General features: G+C 73.6%; 13 protein-coding genes and 1 pseudogene. 8 read left to right on the top strand and 6 right to left on the bottom strand.

What is annotated here, in order from left to right:
- Window positions 1-11: 11 nt before the first annotated feature.
- On the bottom strand, window positions 12-1,844 hold the full coding sequence (locus tag LG395_RS00005; RefSeq protein ID WP_225807951.1) for a DUF5941 domain-containing protein: 1,833 nt from the start codon (window positions 1,842-1,844) through the stop codon (window positions 12-14).
- Window positions 1,845-2,108: 264 nt separating this feature from the next.
- Here LG395_RS00005 and galE point away from each other — a divergent pair, with 264 nt between their 5' ends.
- The 3 genes from galE (at window position 2,109) to idi (ending at window position 4,928) form a co-directional block, all read left to right on the top strand.
- Window positions 2,109-3,080, top strand: coding sequence for a UDP-glucose 4-epimerase GalE (galE, locus tag LG395_RS00010; protein WP_171150849.1), 972 nt, complete (start codon window positions 2,109-2,111; stop codon window positions 3,078-3,080).
- Window positions 3,081-3,219: 139 nt separating this feature from the next.
- Window positions 3,220-4,161 carry a cation diffusion facilitator family transporter gene (locus tag LG395_RS00015; protein WP_171150851.1) on the top strand — a complete coding sequence of 314 codons (942 nt, stop codon included), beginning with the start codon at window positions 3,220-3,222 and terminating at the stop codon, window positions 4,159-4,161.
- 173 nt (window positions 4,162-4,334) lie between these two features.
- Window positions 4,335-4,928 (top strand): isopentenyl-diphosphate Delta-isomerase, encoded by a 594-nt coding sequence (gene idi, locus LG395_RS00020; RefSeq protein WP_225807952.1) that lies wholly within the window; start codon window positions 4,335-4,337, stop codon window positions 4,926-4,928.
- A 53-nt stretch (window positions 4,929-4,981) separates the two neighbouring features.
- Here the strand turns inward: idi and LG395_RS00025 are convergent, their stop codons facing one another.
- The gene (locus LG395_RS00025; protein ID WP_225808438.1) at window positions 4,982-5,479 is read right to left on the bottom strand and encodes an ATP-binding protein; all 498 of its coding nucleotides are present in this window, start codon (window positions 5,477-5,479) and stop codon (window positions 4,982-4,984) included.
- 212 nt (window positions 5,480-5,691) lie between these two features.
- Here LG395_RS00025 and LG395_RS00030 point away from each other — a divergent pair, with 212 nt between their 5' ends.
- Window positions 5,692-6,447: an enoyl-CoA hydratase/isomerase family protein gene (locus LG395_RS00030; protein WP_171150855.1), complete on the top strand. Its 756-nt coding sequence runs from the start codon at window positions 5,692-5,694 to the stop codon at window positions 6,445-6,447.
- Here LG395_RS00030 and LG395_RS00035 read toward each other — a convergent pair.
- Together LG395_RS00035 and LG395_RS00040 are read right to left on the bottom strand one after the other, a co-directional pair.
- Window positions 6,419-7,069, bottom strand: a complete 651-nt coding sequence (locus LG395_RS00035; protein WP_225807953.1) for a DJ-1/PfpI family protein — start codon at window positions 7,067-7,069, stop codon at window positions 6,419-6,421. The two genes, LG395_RS00030 and LG395_RS00035, sit on opposite strands and share 29 nt — an antisense overlap.
- Window positions 7,070-7,105: 36 nt before the next feature.
- Window positions 7,106-8,065: a GlxA family transcriptional regulator gene (locus tag LG395_RS00040; protein ID WP_171150858.1), complete on the bottom strand. Its 960-nt coding sequence runs from the start codon at window positions 8,063-8,065 to the stop codon at window positions 7,106-7,108.
- Window positions 8,066-8,220: 155 nt separating this feature from the next.
- On the opposite strand from LG395_RS00040, the pseudogene LG395_RS41400 reads away from it, so the two are divergent.
- Window positions 8,221-8,348: pseudogene (locus LG395_RS41400) on the top strand (LPFR motif small protein); the annotation flags it as partial.
- A 105-nt stretch (window positions 8,349-8,453) separates the two neighbouring features.
- Window positions 8,454-10,838 (top strand): Tex family protein, encoded by a 2,385-nt coding sequence (locus tag LG395_RS00045; protein ID WP_225807954.1) that lies wholly within the window; start codon window positions 8,454-8,456, stop codon window positions 10,836-10,838.
- 153 nt (window positions 10,839-10,991) lie between these two features.
- On the opposite strand, the gene LG395_RS00050 is transcribed toward LG395_RS00045, so the two are convergent.
- The gene (locus LG395_RS00050) at window positions 10,992-12,632 is read right to left on the bottom strand and encodes an ABC-F family ATP-binding cassette domain-containing protein (protein WP_225807955.1); all 1,641 of its coding nucleotides are present in this window, start codon (window positions 12,630-12,632) and stop codon (window positions 10,992-10,994) included.
- A gap of 139 nt (window positions 12,633-12,771) precedes the next feature.
- Between LG395_RS00050 and LG395_RS00055 the strand changes: the two genes are divergently transcribed.
- Window positions 12,772-13,686: an FAD-dependent oxidoreductase gene (locus LG395_RS00055; RefSeq protein WP_372463197.1), complete on the top strand. Its 915-nt coding sequence runs from the start codon at window positions 12,772-12,774 to the stop codon at window positions 13,684-13,686.
- Between the two features lie 174 nt (window positions 13,687-13,860).
- Here LG395_RS00055 and LG395_RS00060 read toward each other — a convergent pair whose 3' ends face one another.
- Window positions 13,861-15,813, bottom strand: a complete 1,953-nt coding sequence (locus LG395_RS00060; protein WP_225807957.1) for a Xaa-Pro dipeptidyl-peptidase — start codon at window positions 15,811-15,813, stop codon at window positions 13,861-13,863.
- Window positions 15,814-15,988: 175 nt separating this feature from the next.
- Here LG395_RS00060 and LG395_RS00065 point away from each other — a divergent pair, with 175 nt between their 5' ends.
- On the top strand, window positions 15,989-17,476 hold the full coding sequence (locus LG395_RS00065) for a M1 family metallopeptidase (RefSeq protein ID WP_171150862.1): 1,488 nt from the start codon (window positions 15,989-15,991) through the stop codon (window positions 17,474-17,476).
- Window positions 17,477-17,484 lie beyond the last annotated feature (8 nt).

Consider the following 17,484-nt stretch of genomic DNA (forward strand, 5'->3'; position numbering starts at 1 on the left):
CACGAGGCCGATCATGCGGTTTCTCCTTCGTCGTGTACGGCGGGCGCCCCGGCGGACACCCAGAAGCGGATGCTCTCGACGAGCACCACCAGGGCGACGGCCACGGCGAGGACGGTGAGCGCGACCTTGAACTGCGCACCGGTGAGTACCGCGGCCAGAACGGTGACGAGCAGCGTCCGCCCGTCGTGCCCCCCGATGGAGCGCACCAGCCAGGCCGGGGGCGCTCCGGCGTTGCCGCGGATGCGGTACACCGTGTCGTAGTGATGGTAGGCGACGGCCGCCACCAGGCCGAAAGCCGCGGGAAGGGCCCCGTTCACGTCCGCTTCACCGGCCAGGGCGAGGACGGTTCCGTACTCGGCGGCCCGGAAGAAGGGCGGGACGAGCCAGTCGAGGGCGCCCTTGAGGGGGCGGGCGACGGCGAGGGCCGAGGTGAGGACGTACACGACGGCGCCGGCGACGGGCAGCGGCCCGCCGAAGTCCGTGAGGGCCGAGCAGGCCACGACCACGGCACCGCCGAGCAGGGCGACGGCGGGAACGGCGAACCCGGGCAGCCCCTTGCCGGTCACGCGCCGCAGCACCCCGGCGAGCGGGCCCGGGTCGGCGAGGTCGGCGAGGGCCTGCGCCGCCCGGTCGGTGCGCCGCGCCGTGCGGGTCACCGAGCGCAGCACCCGGCCCGCCGTGGTGTACGCCGCCGCGAAGGCGCAGCCGGCGAGCAGGACGTAGAAGGTGATCCGGGGGGTGGTGACCGCGGTGAGGACCGCGATCATCGCCCAGCGCTCGCCGATCGGCAGCACGATCATCCGCCGCAGCCACACGGTCCAGCCGACGCTGTCGAGCTTGTCGGAGAGGGCGGCGGTGGGGCTGGTGTTGGCGGTGGCGTCGTGATTGGCCTCGTTGAAGGAGAAGTCGACCACGTGCCGGCAGGTCTGGAGGATCATCGCGCCGAGGGCGAGGGCCCACACGTCGTCGCCGCCCCGGGCCGCCCCGAGGGCGAGGCCGGCGTAGTAGGCGTACTCCTTGGCCCGGTCGAAGGTGGCGTCCAGCCAGGCGCCGAGGGTGGAGTACTTCAGGGCGTAGCGGGCGAGCTGGCCGTCGGTGCAGTCCAGCACGAAGGAGGCGATCAGCAGCACCCCGGCCGCCACGAAGCCGCCCCGGGTGCCGGTCGCCGCGCAGCCGGCCGCTATCAGGGCGGTGAGCAGCGAGGCCGTGGTGACCTGGTTCGGGGTCAGGCCACGACGGGCGCACCAGCGGGCGAGGTAGCGCGAGTAGGGGCTGATGAAGAACGTGGTGAAGAAGCCGTCCCGGGACTTCACGGCCGACTTCAGGCGGACGGCCTCGTCGTCGACGGCGGAGACGGCCTGACGGGCCTCGTTGCGGGCCTGCGGGTCGGCGGGCACGGCGGCGACCAGGCTGCCCAGCTCGGGCCGGTGCAGCGCGTCGCCGTCGGCGTCGAGGGTGTCGGCGACGCGGTCGGCGAGGCTGTCCAGGGCGAGCGCGGGGGCGCCGCCGCCGGCCGCGTGCGCGGTGGCCGTACCGCCGGGCGCGGCGGTCTCGCGGGCCACGGCCCCGGCGAGGGCCTGCCGGGCGGCCGGCTGGGCGGTGACGGCACCGGGTACGGCGGCGAGCGGGAAGCGCGGGTCGGTCAGGCCGAGGCGCAGCGCGTGGAGGTGGCCGACGAAACGGGCGTCGACCAGGGCCACCCGCCGGTCGGCCGGCACGTTCGCGAGCACGGACTCCGTCTCGGCGGCGTCGGCGGCCACGCGCACGTCGAAGCCGAGGGACCGCAGATCGTTCTCCAGTGACGATCCGGGGACCGGCTGACCGGTGACGATGGCGGTCGGCAACCGAACTCACTCCCTGGGTGCCGGCGCGCGGGCGCCGGACTCTCGCATGGTGGGGCGCCCTGCCTGCGGCACCCGGGCGGCATGTCGGCAGAGGGTATCGGATGGTCCGGAGCCGGTGTTCACCGGCCGTTCACGGTCCGGCCCACGGGGGCTGCCCCGGCCTTCGCCGCGATCATCATCGGGGATGCGGGGGCCGGCCCACAAACCCGTGGGGCAGACCCGGGCAACCGGGACACCGGGGCGTTCGGCATAGGGTGGACGACCATGACGTGGCTGATCACCGGCGGAGCCGGATACATCGGAGCGCATGTGGCCCGGGCCCTGGCGGGCGCCGGGGAGAGCGTCGTGGCGCTGGACGACCTGTCGGCGGCCGTGCCCGCGCGACTCCCGGCCGAGGTGCCGCTGGTCCAGGGGTCGACCCTGGACGGGGCGCTGCTGAAGCGGGTCTTCGCGGAGTACGGCGTGACGGGTGTCGTCCATCTCGCGGCGCGCAAGCAGGTCGCGGAGTCGGTGGCCCAGCCGGCCCGCTACTACCGGGAGAACGTGGGCGGTCTGGCCACGCTGCTGGACGCGGTGGCCGAGGCGGGCATCGGCCGTCTGCTGTTCTCGTCGTCGGCGGCGGTGTACGGCAACCCGGACGTGGACCTGATCACCGAGGACACCCCGTGCGTCCCGGTGAACCCGTACGGCGAGACCAAGCTGGCCGGTGAGTGGCTGGTACGGGCGGCGGGGCGGGCGCACGGGATCTCCACCGTGTGCCTGCGCTATTTCAACGTGGCCGGCGCCGCGGCGCCCGAGCTGGCGGACACGGGCGTCTTCAACATCGTGCCGATGGTCTTCGACCGGCTCACCCGGGGCGAGGCCCCGCGCATCTTCGGCGACGACTACCCGACGCCGGACGGCACCTGCGTCAGGGACTACATCCACGTCGCCGACCTGGCGGACGCCCACCTCGCGGCGGCCCGCAGGCTGGCCGCCGGGGACCTCACCGGTGATCTGACGCTGAACATCGGCCGGGGCGAGGGGGTCTCGGTGCGTGAGCTGATCACGGTCGTCGGGGAGGTCAGCGGCGACCGCCGGGCGCCCGTGGTGGAGGAGCGCCGCCCCGGTGACGCCCCGCGCGCGGTGGCCTCGGCGGAGCGGGCCGCCCAGGCGCTGGGCTGGCGGGCCCGGCGCGGGGTGCGGGAGATGATCGAGTCGGCGTGGGCGGGCTGGCGGCTGCACCACGGGGGCTGACCCAGCCTCCGGTGCCGTGACCTGCGGAACGTTTCCGCAGGTCACGGCACATGACAACGGTGTTCAGTGCCGCGTTGCCCCATACCCCCTCCCCGTAGTTGACTGGGCTCTCCGGGCAGCCCTACGGAAGGTGGTAGTCATGGGGGCAGGGCACGACCACGGGCACGCGCACTCCCACGTGCCGGCCACGGGTACGGCCACGGCGGCATACCGGGGCCGGCTGCGGATCGCGCTGGGCATCACGCTCATGGTGATGGTCGTCGAGATCGTCGGCGGCCTGGTCGCGGACTCGCTCGCGCTGATCGCGGACGCGGCGCACATGGCGACCGACGCGGTGGGCCTCGGCATGGCCCTGCTCGCCGTGCACTTCGCGAACCGTCCGGCGAGCACCAACCGCACCTACGGCTACGCCCGTGCCGAGATCCTCGCGGCCCTGGCCAACTGTCTGCTGCTGCTCGGGGTGGGCGGATACGTCCTGTACGAGGCGGTCCAGCGGTTCGTGGAGCCCGCGCCGACCCGGGGCGGCCTGATGGTCGTGTTCGGTCTGATCGGCCTGGTGGCGAACTCCGTGTCGCTGGTGCTGCTGATGCGCGGGCAGAAGGAGAGCCTGAACGTGCGCGGCGCCTTCCTGGAGGTGGCCGCGGACGCGCTGGGCTCGGTCGCGGTGCTGATCTCGGCCGCGGTGATCCTGACCACCGGCTGGCAGGCGGCGGACCCGGTCGCCTCGCTGGTCATCGGGCTGATGATCGTGCCGCGGACGCTGAAGCTGCTGCGCGAGACGCTGGACGTGCTGCTGGAGGCGGCTCCCAAGGGCGTCGACATGGCGGACGTCCGGGCGCACATCCTGGCCCTCGACGGCGTGGAGGACGTCCACGACCTGCACGCCTGGACGATCACCTCGGGCATGCCGGTGCTGTCGGCGCACGTGGTGGTCAGCTCCGAGGTGCTGAACGCCATCGGGCACGAGAAGATCCTGCACGAACTCCAGGGGTGCCTGGGCGATCACTTCGACGTGGAGCACTGCACCTTCCAGCTGGAGCCGGGCGGGCACGCGGAGCACGAAGCGCGGCTGTGCCACTGACCGTACGCACTGCCGTTCGCGCACCCTCGGACGGTTCCCCGCGGCCGGCTCCGGGCACGATGATCACCGGGTCCGGCTCCCGGTGCCGCGCCGCGCGCGGACGTGCGGACGTGCCGGGAGTGCCGGATTCGTACGGCAGACTTGGGGTGCGAAGACCGAGGCGAAGGATGGGTATGCCGATCACACCTGCCACCGCGACGCACAGCTCGTCGGAGGGCACCGCAGAGGCGATTTTGCTGGAACTGGTCGACGAGAAGGGTGTGACGGTCGGCACGGCGGAGAAGCTCGCCGCCCACCAGCCGCCGGGACAGCTGCACCGGGCGTTCTCGGTGTTCCTCTTCGACGAGCAGGGCCGGCTGCTGCTCCAGCAGCGGGCCCTCGGCAAGTACCACTCCCCCGGTGTGTGGTCCAACACCTGCTGCGGTCACCCCTACCCGGGTGAGGCGCCGTTCGCGGCGGCGGCCCGGCGCACGTACGAGGAGCTGGGCGTGTCGCCGTCGCTGCTCGGGGAGGCCGGCACGGTCCGTTACAACCACCCGGACCCGGCCTCCGGTCTGGTGGAGCAGGAGTTCAACCACCTGTTCGTCGGCCTGGTGCAGGCGCCGCTCGGACCGGACCCGGAGGAGGTCGCCGAGGTCGCCTTCGTGACGGCGGCCGAGCTGGCCGAGCGGCACGCCCGGGACCCGTTCTCGGCCTGGTTCATGACCGTCCTGGACGCCGCCCGCCCGGCGATCAGGGAGCTGACGGGTCCGTCCGCCGGCTGGTGACCGCCACGGCGGGTGCGGCGGTCCCGTGGCCGGCAGGGGGCGGCCGGCGGGCGTTACGGCAGTGAGGGGGGCTTGAGCGGGAGCGCGGCCCAGATCACCTTGCCGCCGCTCGCGGTGTGCTCCACGTCGACCACCCCGCCGGCCTCCCGTGCCACCTCGCGGACCAGGAGGAGTCCCCGGCCGCCGGTCTGGCCGTGGTCGGCCTCCAGGGCCGTCGGCCGGTAGGGGTGGTTGTCCTCCACGGACACCCGCACCCACTCGGCTCCCACGGCCACCTCCACGGCCAGCACCGGCGACAGCAGCGCCGCGTGCCGGACCGCGTTGGTGACCAGCTCGGAGACGATCAGCAGCAGCCCGTGCACCAGGTCGTCGGAGACCGGCACCCCCTGGCGCAGCAGCAGGTCCCGCACCGCGTGCCGGGCCTGCGGGACCGAGGCGTCCACCGCGGCCGCGGTGAAGCGCCAGACGCCTTCGTACGGCAGTGGGCCCGGCGGCCTGTCCCCGCCGCCCCCCGCTGGGCGCGGACCGTCCTCGCGCCCGTGGTTGTCCATCGTCCGGTCGCCACCCTCGCGCTCGATTGTCACCACACGTCGAGTGTTGGTAACGATCCGCTCCGGTCCGGATGCCTGAACAGAAGTCGGCAGGTATCGAACGGTTTTTGACCGACTCCGCATGACCTGGTCGTGGTCGGGACTGTTCCTGCTCCCCGGCCGCCGGTTCCCGAACTAGTCGGGTTGTAAGAGGCCGACGCTACGATCCCCGCATGGTTCCCCAGCTGTCCCACCAGGTCACCGACTCCGTCGCCACCGTGGTGATCCGCCATCCCGCCAAGCGCAACGCCATGACCACCGCGATGTGGCGGGCCCTGCCCCCGCTGCTGGACGCGCTGGCCCGTGACCCCGGGGTGCGGGCGCTGGTGCTGACCGGTGAGGGCGGGACCTTCTGCGCGGGGGCCGACATCTCCACGCTCCGGGACGCACCGGAGGAGGCACCGGCCCTCGCGGTGGCCGCCGAGGACGCCCTGGCCGCGTTCCCCAAGCCGACCGTCGCCGCGGTGCGCGGCCACTGCGTGGGCGGCGGGGTACAGCTCGCGGCGGCCTGTGACCTGCGGCTGGCGGAGGAGGGAGCGCTGTTCGGGGTGACGCCGGCGCGGCTCGGTGTCGTCTATCCGGCCTCCTCGACCCGCCGGCTGGTCTCTCTGGTCGGCCCGGCCACGGCCAAGTACCTGCTGTTCACGGCCGAGTTGATCGACACCGCTCGGGCGCTGCGCACCGGCCTGGTGGACGAGGTGCTGCCCGAGGGGGTCCTGGACAAGCGGGTCGCGGAACTGACCCGGGTCCTGGTGTCCCGTTCGCAGCTCACCCAGGCCGCCGCCAAGGAGTTCGCCGCCGGCCGCACCGACCGTGACGCCCACTGGGCCGCCGAGGCGCGCGGCAGCGGCGACGTCGCGGAGGGGGCCGCCGCGTTCCTGGAACGCCGGCCGCCGCGCTTCACCTGGAGCGTGTCCGCGTCGGGGTGAAGCGGCTCGCGGCCCGCCACTTCTCGACGAGGTGCGCGGGCGCCTTCTGCGGCGAACCGGCGTCGTAGGGCGGCTGGGGATCGTACTCGGTCAGCAGCTGGACGGACTGGGCGTGTTCGTCACCGGCGATGGTGCCGAGGAGGGCCAGGCCCATGTCGATGCCGGAGGACACACCGGCCGCGGTGACGTACTTGCCGTCCACGACCACCCGCTCCCCCGTCGGCTCGGCCCCGAAGCCGCGCAGCAGGTCCAGCGCCAGCCAGTGCGAGGTGGCGCGGCGGCCGCGCAGCAGCCCGGCGGCGGCCAGCAGCAGCGAGCCCGTGCACACCGAGGTGGTCCAGGTGCTGGTGGCGTCCGCCGCGCGCAGCCAGTCCAGCAGGGCGGTGTTCTCCATCTGCTCGCTCTGCCCGGGACCGCCCGGCACGATCACGAGGTCCGGGGACGGCACCTCGGCGAGGGTCCGGTCGGCGGTGAGCGCCAGGTTCCCGGTGTCGGTGCGCACGGGGCCGGTGCGCTCGGCGATGAACACGGTCTCGGAGCCGGGCAGCCGGCCGAGGGTCTCGTAGGGGCCGACGGCGTCGAGGGCGGTGAAACGGTCGTAGAGCACGATGGCGATCTGCATGGGGTTCCCTTGTCTCGTGGGGCGGGTGACGGGCCGTCAGACGACGGGGGCGGGGCGGAAGCGGCGGCGGTACTCGGCCGGGGACGCCCCGAGGGTGCGCAGGAAGGCGCGGCGCATCGCCTCCGGTGTGCCGTAGCCGCTGGCGCGGGAGATCCGTTCGATGCCGTCGGTGGTGTCCTCCAGCAGGCGGCGCGCGTGTTCGAGGCGGACCCGGTCGACGTACCGCCCCGGTGTCATGCCGGTCTCCGCCTGGAAGGCGCGGGCGAAGTGGCGCGGGGAGAGGGCCGCGCGGGCGGCCAGCGCCTCGACGCCCAGGTCGCCGTCCGGGTGTTCGGTGATCCACTGCTGCACGTCCCGCAGGGGCTCGCGGCGGGCCGTCTGCACGGCCAGCTGGGCGCTGAACTGGGCCTGGTTGCCCGGCCTGCGCAGGAACACGACGAGATGGCGGGCGACGGTCAGCGCCACCTGCCGGCCGAGGTCCTCCTCCACCAGCGCCAGAGCGAGGTCGATGCCCGCGGTGACCCCGGCGGAGGTGGCCACGTGCCCGTCCCGGACGAAGACCGGGTCGGGGTCGACCCGGACGGCGGGGTGGTCCCGGGCGAGCTTGTCGCAGTACGCCCAGTGCGTCGTGACGCGCCGGCCGTCCAGGAGTCCGGCCCGCGCCAGCGGGATCGCGCCGGTGCACACGGAGACCAGGCGCGGGGCCCGCGGGCCGTGTGCGCGCAGCCACTCCACCAGCCGGGGATCGGGGTCGCGGGTGCCCTCCCCGCCGGGGACCAGCAGGGTGTGCGGACCGGCCGCGTCCGCCAGGGACCCGTCCGGTACGACGGTCAGCCCGCTGGAGGTGCGCACCGGTCCGCCGTCCACGGAGGCCGTGCGGATCCGGTACGAGCCCGGGGTGTGCTTCTCCGCGCCGGTGAAGACCTCCACGGGGCCGGTCACGTCGAGGCTCTGCACGCCGTCGAAGACGGTGACGAGGACGGTTCGCTGCGTCATGGCCTCGATTCTGGGTGGCCCCGCGCGCGGCAGCAACGACGGATTTCCCACCTTTTCTGCCACGCCGTCGCGGGCTTCCGGCCACCGGCCCGGGGTTCCCGCGCCGTCCGGAGGTGCCCGGAGGAGGAGAGCCCGCGACGAAAGCAGATCGTCCCGTGTTCCGTGCCATCGCGGACGTACCGCGGCAGATCGGCGGCGCCCTCGCCGCGGTGGTCACGCTGCCGTTCCGGGCGCTCGCCCGGCTGTCCGGCGGGGCTCGTCCTCCACGCGGGGGCGCCGGGCCCGACGCCGGGCCCGGCGCCTCGCCGGGAGCCGCCCTGATCCCCGGTCGCCGGTGTCACCTGCCACAATTGCCGCGCAACCTCAGTGGAGAAGGCGGTACGGGATCGTGACGACACCCGGGTCCCTCGGAGCAGGGTCCATCGAAGGCAGGATCGCCGAGGAGCTCGGCGTACGGGAGCGGCAGGTGAGGGCCGCGGTGGAACTGCTCGACGGCGGTTCGACCGTGCCCTTCATCGCTCGCTACCGTAAGGAAGCGACCGAGATGCTCGACGACGCGCAGCTGCGCACCATCGAGGAGCGGCTGCGCTACCTGCGGGAGCTGGAGGAGCGGCGGACCGCGATCCTCGACTCGGTGCGGGAGCAGGGCAAGCTCACCGAGGAGCTCGAGGCGCGCATCCGGGGCGCCGAGACGAAGGCGCGGCTGGAGGACGTCTACCTCCCCTACAAGCCCAAGCGGCGCACCAAGGCGCAGATCGCGCGCGAGGCGGGCCTGGAGCCGCTCGCGGAGGGGCTGCTGGGCGACCCGACCGTGGAACCACTGGCGGCCGCCGCCGCGTTCGTGGACGCCGGCAAGGGCGTCGCCGACCCGCAGGCCGCCCTGGAGGGGGCGCGGGCCATCCTCACGGAGCGGTTCTCCGAGGACGCCGACCTGATCGGCGAGCTGCGCGAGCGCATGTGGGTACGCGGGCGGCTGGCCGCGAAGGTGCGGGAGGGCAAGGAGGAGGCCGGTGCCAAGTTCGCCGACTACTTCGACTTCGCCGAGCCGTTCACCGAGCTGCCCTCGCACCGGATCCTGGCGATGCTGCGCGGGGAGAAGGAGGAGGTGCTGGACCTCGTCCTGGAGCCGGAGGAGGCCACGGAGGGCCCGTCCTCGTACGAGGGCATCATCGCCTCGAGGTTCGGCATCGCCGACCGCGGCCGCCCGGCCGACAAGTGGCTGACGGACACGGTCCGCTGGGCCTGGCGCACCCGCGTCCTGGTCCACCTGGGGATCGACCTGCGCCTGAGGCTGCGGACGGCAGCCGAGGACGAGGCGGTCAACGTGTTCGCGGCGAACCTGCGGGACCTGCTGCTGGCCGCCCCGGCGGGCACCCGCGCGACGCTCGGCCTGGACCCCGGTTTCCGCACGGGCGTGAAGGTCGCCGTGGTCGACGCGACCGGCAAGGCCGTCGCCACGGACGTGATCTACCCGCACGTCCCGGCCAACAAGTGGGACGAGGCGCTCGCCAAGCTGGCGCGGCTGGCCAAGGAGCACGCGGTCGAGCTGGTCGCGATCGGCAACGGCACGGCGTCCCGCGAGACCGACAAGCTCGCCGGTGAACTCATCGCCCGGCACCCGGAGCTGAAGCTCACCAAGGTGATGGTGTCCGAGGCGGGCGCGTCGGTGTACTCCGCGTCGAGCTACGCCTCGCAGGAGCTGCCGGACATGGACGTGTCGCTGCGCGGCGCGGTCTCCATCGCCCGCCGGCTGCAGGACCCGCTGGCCGAGCTGGTGAAGATCGACCCGAAGTCGATCGGTGTCGGCCAGTACCAGCACGACCTGTCCGAGGTGAAGCTGTCCCGGTCGCTGGACGCGGTCGTGGAGGACTGTGTGAACGGCGTCGGCGTGGACGTCAACACGGCGTCCGTGCCGCTCCTCGCACGAGTGTCGGGCATCTCCGCCGGGCTCGCCGAGAACATCGTCGCGCACCGCGACCAGAACGGCCCCTTCACGTCCCGTTCCGAGCTGAAGAAGGTGGCGCGGCTCGGCCCCAAGGCGTACGAGCAGTGCGCGGGCTTCCTGCGCATCCGCGGCGGCGCCGACCCGTTGGACGCCTCCAGCGTGCACCCCGAGGCGTACCCGGTGGTGCGCCGCATGGTGAAGACCACGGGCCAGGAGGTGGCGTCCCTCATCGGCAACACGGGTGTGCTGCGCTCGCTGCGGCCCGCCGACTTCGTGGACGACACCTTCGGCCTGCCCACGGTCACGGACATCCTCAAGGAGCTGGAGAAGCCGGGCCGCGACCCGCGTCCCGCGTTCCGGACGGCCACCTTCAAGGAGGGCGTGGAGAAGATCGCCGACCTGTCCGCCGGGATGGTCCTGGAGGGCGTGGTCACCAACGTGGCCGCCTTCGGCGCGTTCGTGGACGTCGGTGTCCACCAGGACGGCCTGGTGCACGTGTCGGCGATGTCGAAGTCGTTCGTCAAGGACCCGCGCGATGTCGTGAAGCCCGGCGACATCGTCAAGGTGAAGGTCCTGGACGTCGACATCCCGCGCAAGCGGATCGCGCTGACGCTGCGCCTGGACGACGAGGCCGCCCCGCAGGGGCAGGGCGGTGGCCGGCAGCAGCGCGGCGGCGCCCGTCCGCCGCAGCAGCGTCAGGGCGGCGGCGGCCAGCGGCAGGGCCGGGGCGGCGGTGACCGCGGCGGCCGGCAGGCGCCGGCACCGGCCAACAGCGCGATGGTGGACGCGCTGCGCCGCGCGGGCCTGCTGGACCCGAAGAAGCGCTGACGGCCGGGGGCCGGGCCGGGCGCAGCCAGTCGCCCGGCCCCGGCCCGGACGTCGGGAGGGGAGGAACGGCGGACCGGCCCGGGGGCGTCCGTTCGGATCAGGCCGGACCGGGCGCCAGGGTCCGCGAGCCCGGCGTGATCCGAACGAGAGGCCCTAGCGTTCCGTGACCTTGCCGTCGGCGACCTCCAGGCGGCGGGTCACCCGGACCGCGTCCAGCATGCGGCGGTCGTGCGTCACCAGCAGGAGGGTGCCCGGGTAGCCGTCGAGGGCCGACTCCAGCTGCTCGATCGCCGGCAGGTCGAGGTGGTTCGTCGGCTCGTCGAGGACGAGGAGGTTGACGCCCCGGCCCTGGAGCAGGGCGAGCGCGGCGCGGGTGCGTTCGCCCGGGGAGAGGGTCGCGGCCGGGCGCAGCACGTGCGCGGACTTCAGACCGAACTTGGCCAGGAGGGTGCGGACCTCCGCCGGTTCGGTGTCGGGTACGGCGGCGCAGAACGCCTCGAGCAGGGTCTCGGGGCCGTGGAACAGCCCCCGGGCCTGGTCGACCTCGCCGACCAGGACCCCGGAGCCGAGGGCCGCGTGCCCGGAGTCGAGCGGGACCCGGCCCAGCAGCGCGCCGAGCAGCGTGGACTTCCCGGATCCGTTGGCCCCCGTCACGGCGATCCGGTCCGCCCAGTCGATCTGCAACGAGACCGGGCCGAAGGTGAAGTCGCCGCGCCGGACCTCGGCGTCCCGCAGCGTCGCCACGACCGCGCCCGAGCGGGGCGCGGACGCGATCTCCATCCGCAGCTCCCACTCCTTGCGCGGCTCCTCCACCACGTCCAGGCGCTCGATCATGCGCTGGGTCTGCCGGGCCTTGGCCGCCTGCTTCTCGCTGGCCTCGCTGCGGAACTTGCGGCCGATCTTGTCGTTGTCGCCGCCGGCCTTGCGGCGGGCGTTCTTCACGCCCTTGTCCATCCAGGCGCGCTGCATCTGGGCGCGGTCCTGCAGCGCCGCCTTCTTGTCGGCGTACTCCTCGTACTCCTCGCGGGCGTGCCGGCGGGCCACCTCGCGCTCCTCCAGGTAGCCGGCGTAACCGCCGCCGTAGAGGTTGATCCGCCCCTGGGCGAGGTCGAGTTCGAGCACCTTGGTGACCGTGCGGGTGAGGAACTCGCGGTCGTGGCTGACGACGACCGTGCCCGCGCGCAGTCCGGTGACGAACCGCTCCAGACGTTCCAGGCCGTCGAGGTCCAGGTCGTTGGTGGGCTCGTCCAGGAGGAAGACGTCGTAGCGGGACAGCAGCAGGGAGGCGAGACCGGCGCGGGCCGCCTGGCCGCCGGAGAGGGCGGTCATCGGCTGGTCCAGGTCCACCGCCAGACCGAGGGAGTCGACGACCTCCTCCGCGCGCTCCTCCAGGTCGGCGCCGCCGAGGCCGAGCCAGCGCTCCAGGGCGGCGGCGTAGGCGTCGTCGGCGCCGGGAGCGCCGTCGACCAGCGCCTGGGTGGCCTCGTCCATCACCCGCTGGGCCTCGGCGACCCCGGTGCGGCGCGCCAGGAACTCCCGGACGGTCTCCCCCGGCCGGCGTTCCGGCTCCTGCGGCAGGTGGCCGACGGTCGCGGCCGGCGGGGACAGCCGCAGTTCGCCCTGCTCGGGCGGGGTGAGTCCGACGAGCATCCGCAGCAGGGTCGACTTCCCCGCGCCGTTGGCACCGACGAGCCCGATCACGTCGCCTGGCGCGACGACCAGGTCGAGCCCGGCGAACAGGGAGCGGTCGCCATGTCCGGCGGCGAGGTTCTTGGCAACGAGGGTGGCAGTCATCAGGACGCCGATCCTAGTGGCGGCACGCGCGCGGCTCCGCCACGTTCCGCGCCGGGCACCGGCGGCTCGCGTCCCAGGCTGACGGAGCCGGCCGCCCAGGACCTATCGTCCTGGCGTGGACAGTGAGCCGAGTGACGAAGTGATCGTGGTCGGGAGCGGGATCGCCGGACTGACGACGGCCGTGCTGCTGGCCGAGTCCGGCCGGCGGGTGCGGGTGTGGGCGCGGGAGCCGGCCGAGCGGACGACGTCGGCGGTCGCCGGCGGTCTGTGGTGGCCGTACCGCATCGAACCGGAGCCGCAGGTGGGCGCGTGGGCGCTGGAGTCCCTGACGGTCTACGAGGAGCTGGCGGACCGGCCGGAGGAGACGGGGGTGCGTCTGGTCGACGGGGTGCACCACGGGGCCCGGCTGGACGAGCTGGGCACGTGGGCGGGCCGGGTGCCGGGGCTGCGGGCGGTGGCCGGAGGGCTGGCGGCTCGGCTGCCGGTGATCGACATGCCGGTGCATCTGGCCTGGCTGCGGCGGCGCCTTGAGAAGGCGGGCGGCACGGTGGAGGTCCGCGAGGTGACCGGACTGGCCGCCGTGCCCGCCCCGGTGGTGATCAACTGCACGGGACTCGGGGCCCGTTCTCTGACGCCGGACCCGGCGGTGCGGCCGGTGCGCGGTCAGCTGGTCGTGGTGGAGAACCCGGGCGTCACCGGCTGGTTCACCTCCGTCGACCACGTCTCGGCCGCGTCCACCTACTTCATCCCGCAGCCGGGCCGGCTGCTCCTGGGCGGCACGGCGGAGGAGGACGACTGGTCCCTGGAGCCGGACCCGGTGACGGCCGAGGCGATCGTCGCCCGCTGCGCGGCCGTCCGGCCGGAGATCGCCGGCGCGCGCGTCCTCGCGCACCGGGTGGGACTGCGGCCGGCCCGGGAGGCGGTGCGGCTGGAGCGCCGGCTCCTCCCGGACGGCCGCGTCCTGGTGCACGACTACGGCCACGGCGGCGCCGGTGTCACGGTGGCGTGGGGCTGCGCGAGAAAGGCGGCCGCCCTGGCGTTCCCGACGCCCTGAGCCGCCGGCCGGCGGGGGCCGGGATGGCGTCCCCGGCCCCCGCTCGCGCGAAGGCGCGGCACCGCACCCCAAGGGGCGCGGGGAACCGCGCGACCGGCCCACGGCGACCCGCAGCCGGACTCGCCGGCCGGCCGCCTTGGACCGGCGCCGCGGTGGGCCGCGACGGCGGGAACGTCAGCCCACCGGAACGTGCCGCACCGTACGGGGTGCCCCGACACCGTCCAGGACCCTCGGCGCGGGCGCCCCGGCGCTGCCCGACGTGGCCCGGGCCAACGCTTCCGCGCCACCCACCACCGGCACCCTCGCCGTCGTACGGGACAGGTCCACGGTGAGCGTCGGCCGGCTGGACGGGGGGTCGATGAGGTGCTTGTCCGTGCCGGCGATGATCAGCGCGAGCCGGTGCCCCGCGGGGACGACGTGGTCGGTGGCCGCGAGGTCCAGGGTGATGGTGTAGGCCCTGCCCGGCGTGAGCGGGACGCCCGGGGCCGGCCAGGCGTGGTGGCCGAGGTCGGCCCAGCCCCGGCTGACCACGGTGTGGTCGACGGCGGCCGTCTTCGCCGCCGTCTCCCTGAAGCAGGCGCTGTCCCCGGCCGTGCTCCCGCCCCAGCAGCTGCGCTCGGTGCGGGTGGTGATGCCCTCGCCGGGGTCGGCGTAGTCGCGGATGGTGTCCGGGCCGACGTCGACCAGCACGGCGGACAGATGGGCGGAGCCGGTCGTCGGGGTCGCGGTGACCGTGACCGTGGAGGAGCCGGACACGCGCAGGTCCCGGGTGAGCGGTGCCGTGAGGAAGCCGGCCTTCTCGGGGGTGGCCGTGGTCAGGTGCGCGGCCCAGTCGGCCTCGCTCAGCGCCGGGTCGTCCGTGAAGCTCTCGGTGCCGGTGCCCCGGTGCCGGCCGAGGGTGCCGACGCCGGCCCGGCTGCCGGCGGCCGGGTGCAGGACGGCGGCGCGGGTGCCGCGCGGGGGCCAGGCGGCGGAGGTGACCCACTGGTCGGGGTGGCGTTCGATGTCGGCCGTCGGCTCGCGGTCGATGCCGTTGTCGTAGCCGAGGAGTTCGTGGTCGAACCAGCGGTGCAGGGTGTCGACCCAGGCGCCGCGCCGGTAGTCGAAGGGGTCGACGTGTCCGGTCTGGGAGAGCCAGATCTTGCGCTGCACGCCGTGCCGGGCGAGGGCGTCCCACCACTGGCCGAAGTGCTTGGTGCGGACGTTGAGGTCCTGCATGCCGTGCACCAGGAACACGCTGGCGCGCACCTTCGCCGCGTCCCTCACGTAGTCCCGCTCGGTCCACAGCGGGGTCCAGTCGCCGCTGCGCGGGCTGCCGTCGGCGAGCTTCTTGAGCACGGCCGCGCAGTGGGCCCGCGCGTCGCCGCTCTGGACGTAGCCGGCCAGCTCGTCGGGGCCCCCTTCGTAGAGCGGGGCGCCTTGCGCGAAGTAATAGTCGTACCAGGAGGAGATCGCGCTGATCGGGACGATCGTCCTCAGGCCCTTGACGCCGGTGGCGGCGACGCCGTTGGCGATGGTGCCGTCCCAGCTCTTGCCGATCATGCCGGTTGTGCCGTTGGTCCAGCCGGCCGTCACCGGGGTGCCGCCGGTGCGGCTGGTGTAGGCCCGGGCGCGGCCGTTCAGCCAGTCGACCACGGCCTTCGCGGAGAGGATGTCGGACCGGCCGCCGACGTCGACGCAGCCGTCGGAGCGGTTGGTGCCGGCGAGGTCGACGCCGACGAAGGCGTAGCCGCGGGGCACGAAGTAGTTGTCGTAGAACAGCGGCATCTGGACGACGTGGCCCTGGGCGTCGTACGTCTTGCGCTGGCTCTCGTTGCCGCGTCCGCAGCAGGAGTAGTAGGGGCTGGCGTCCATGATGACGGGCACCTTGCGGCCCTGGCGGGCGGGTTCGGCGGGCCGGACGATGTCGGCGGCGACGCGGTCGGTCCGTCCGTCGCCGTCCTCGTCGAGGCCGGTGTCCACCCACACCGACTCGCGCACGGCGTCGGCGTAGGAGTAGACGGGTCTGCTCTCCCGGGGCGCGGCGGGCCCGGCGGCGGCGGCCGGGGTGAGGAAGGCGGCCGTCAGCGCGGCGACGGCGACGGTGACGAGCGTTCTCCGGATCGTGGAGCGCGTGCGTTTCGGCATGCGCGGACGGTACTGCGGTCAACGCCCGTACAGAAGAAGGCTTTCCGGTGCGCGTGACGGCCGAATGGCGATCGTGTGACAGTCGGGGCCATGGACAGGCCGGTGGCCACAGGGACTGAATAGGCTCCGGACAGATCTTCGAACGGACGCACCGTCCCTACGACTTGGAGCTGACGTGCACCGCAGAATCATCGCACCGGGCGCGCTCGCGGCGGCCTCCCTCCTGCTGGCGATCCCGGCATCGGCCGCGAGCTACTCCCCCGGCGCACCGGGCATCGGCGACCCCTACTACCCGTACTACGGCAACGGCGGCTACGACGTCTCGCACTACGACCTGAGGCTGCAGTACCAGCCGAAGACGGACGAGTTGCAGGGCACGGCGACGATCCTGGCGAAGACCACCCAGGACCTGTCCAGTTTCGACCTGGACTTCCTGCTGGACGTGAGCGAGGTGCGGGTCAACGGCGCCAAGGCGTCCTTCGCGACGTCCGGCCAGCACGAACTGGTCGTCACCCCGAGGACGCCGCTGGCCAAGGGCAGCGCCCTCACGGTGGTGGTCCGCTACAGCGGGGTGCCGTCGACGAAGAGCGCCTACGGCTTCACCACCTGGCACCGCACCCCGGACGGCGCCGTCGCCGCCGACGAGCCCGAGTCCGCCTGGTGGTGGTTCCCGAGCAACGACCACCCGAGCGACAAGGCCACCTACGACGTGTCGGTGGCGGTGCCGGACGGCACCCAGGCCATCTCCAACGGCACGCTCCAGTCGACCACTTCGAAGCTGGGCTGGACCCGCTACAACTGGCGGCAGAACAAGCCGCAGGCGACCTATCTGGCCACGCTCGCGCTCGGCAGGTTCGACATCACCACCGGCACCTCCGACGGCGGGGTGCCCGTCGTCAACGCCTACAGCAAGGACCTCGGCGACAACGACGGGGCCGCCCGGGCCAGCGTCGAGCGCACCGGTGAGATCGTGGACTGGCTGAGCGGCTACTTCGGGCCGTACCCGTTCGCCTCGGCGGGCGGCTACGTGCCGAACACCACCACCGGCTACGCGCTGGAGACGCAGACCCGCGTCTACTACAGCCCGCGTCAGTTCGCGAACGGCTCCAACACCTCGGTGGTCGTGCACGAGCTGGCCCACCAGTGGTACGGCGACGACGTGTCGGTCAAGGGCTGGAAGGACATCTGGATCAACGAGGGCTTCGCCCGGTACGCGCAGTGGCTGTGGTCCGAGCACGAGGGCGAGGGCACCACGCAGGAACTCGCCGACTACGTGTACGCCTCGCACCCGGCCGACGACGCCTTCTGGACGGTCAAGCCCGGCGACCCGGGCCCGGACGAGCAGTTCGGTGCCGCCGTGTACGACCGGGGCGCCCTCGCCATCCAGGCGCTGCGCAACGAGATCGGTGACGACGCGTTCTTCGCGGTCCTGAAGGGCTGGCCGCAGGAGCACGCCTACGGCAACGCCTCGGTCGCCGACTTCCAGAAGTACGCAGAGCGGGTGTCCGGCAAGCCGCTGGCGGCGCTGTTCGACACCTGGCTGTTCCAGCCGGAGAAGCCGGCGTCGCCGGCGGTCCGGGGTCTGGCGAAGTCGGGTACGGCGGTGGAGCGGCCGAAGTCCTGGAAGAGGATCGAGGCGACGAACGCCGTCCACGGGCACTGATCCGGGCC

It is taken from the genome of Streptomyces spinosus, from assembly GCF_020400655.1.
GTDB classification, from domain to species: Bacteria; Actinomycetota; Actinomycetes; order Streptomycetales; family Streptomycetaceae; genus Streptomyces; species Streptomyces argyrophylli.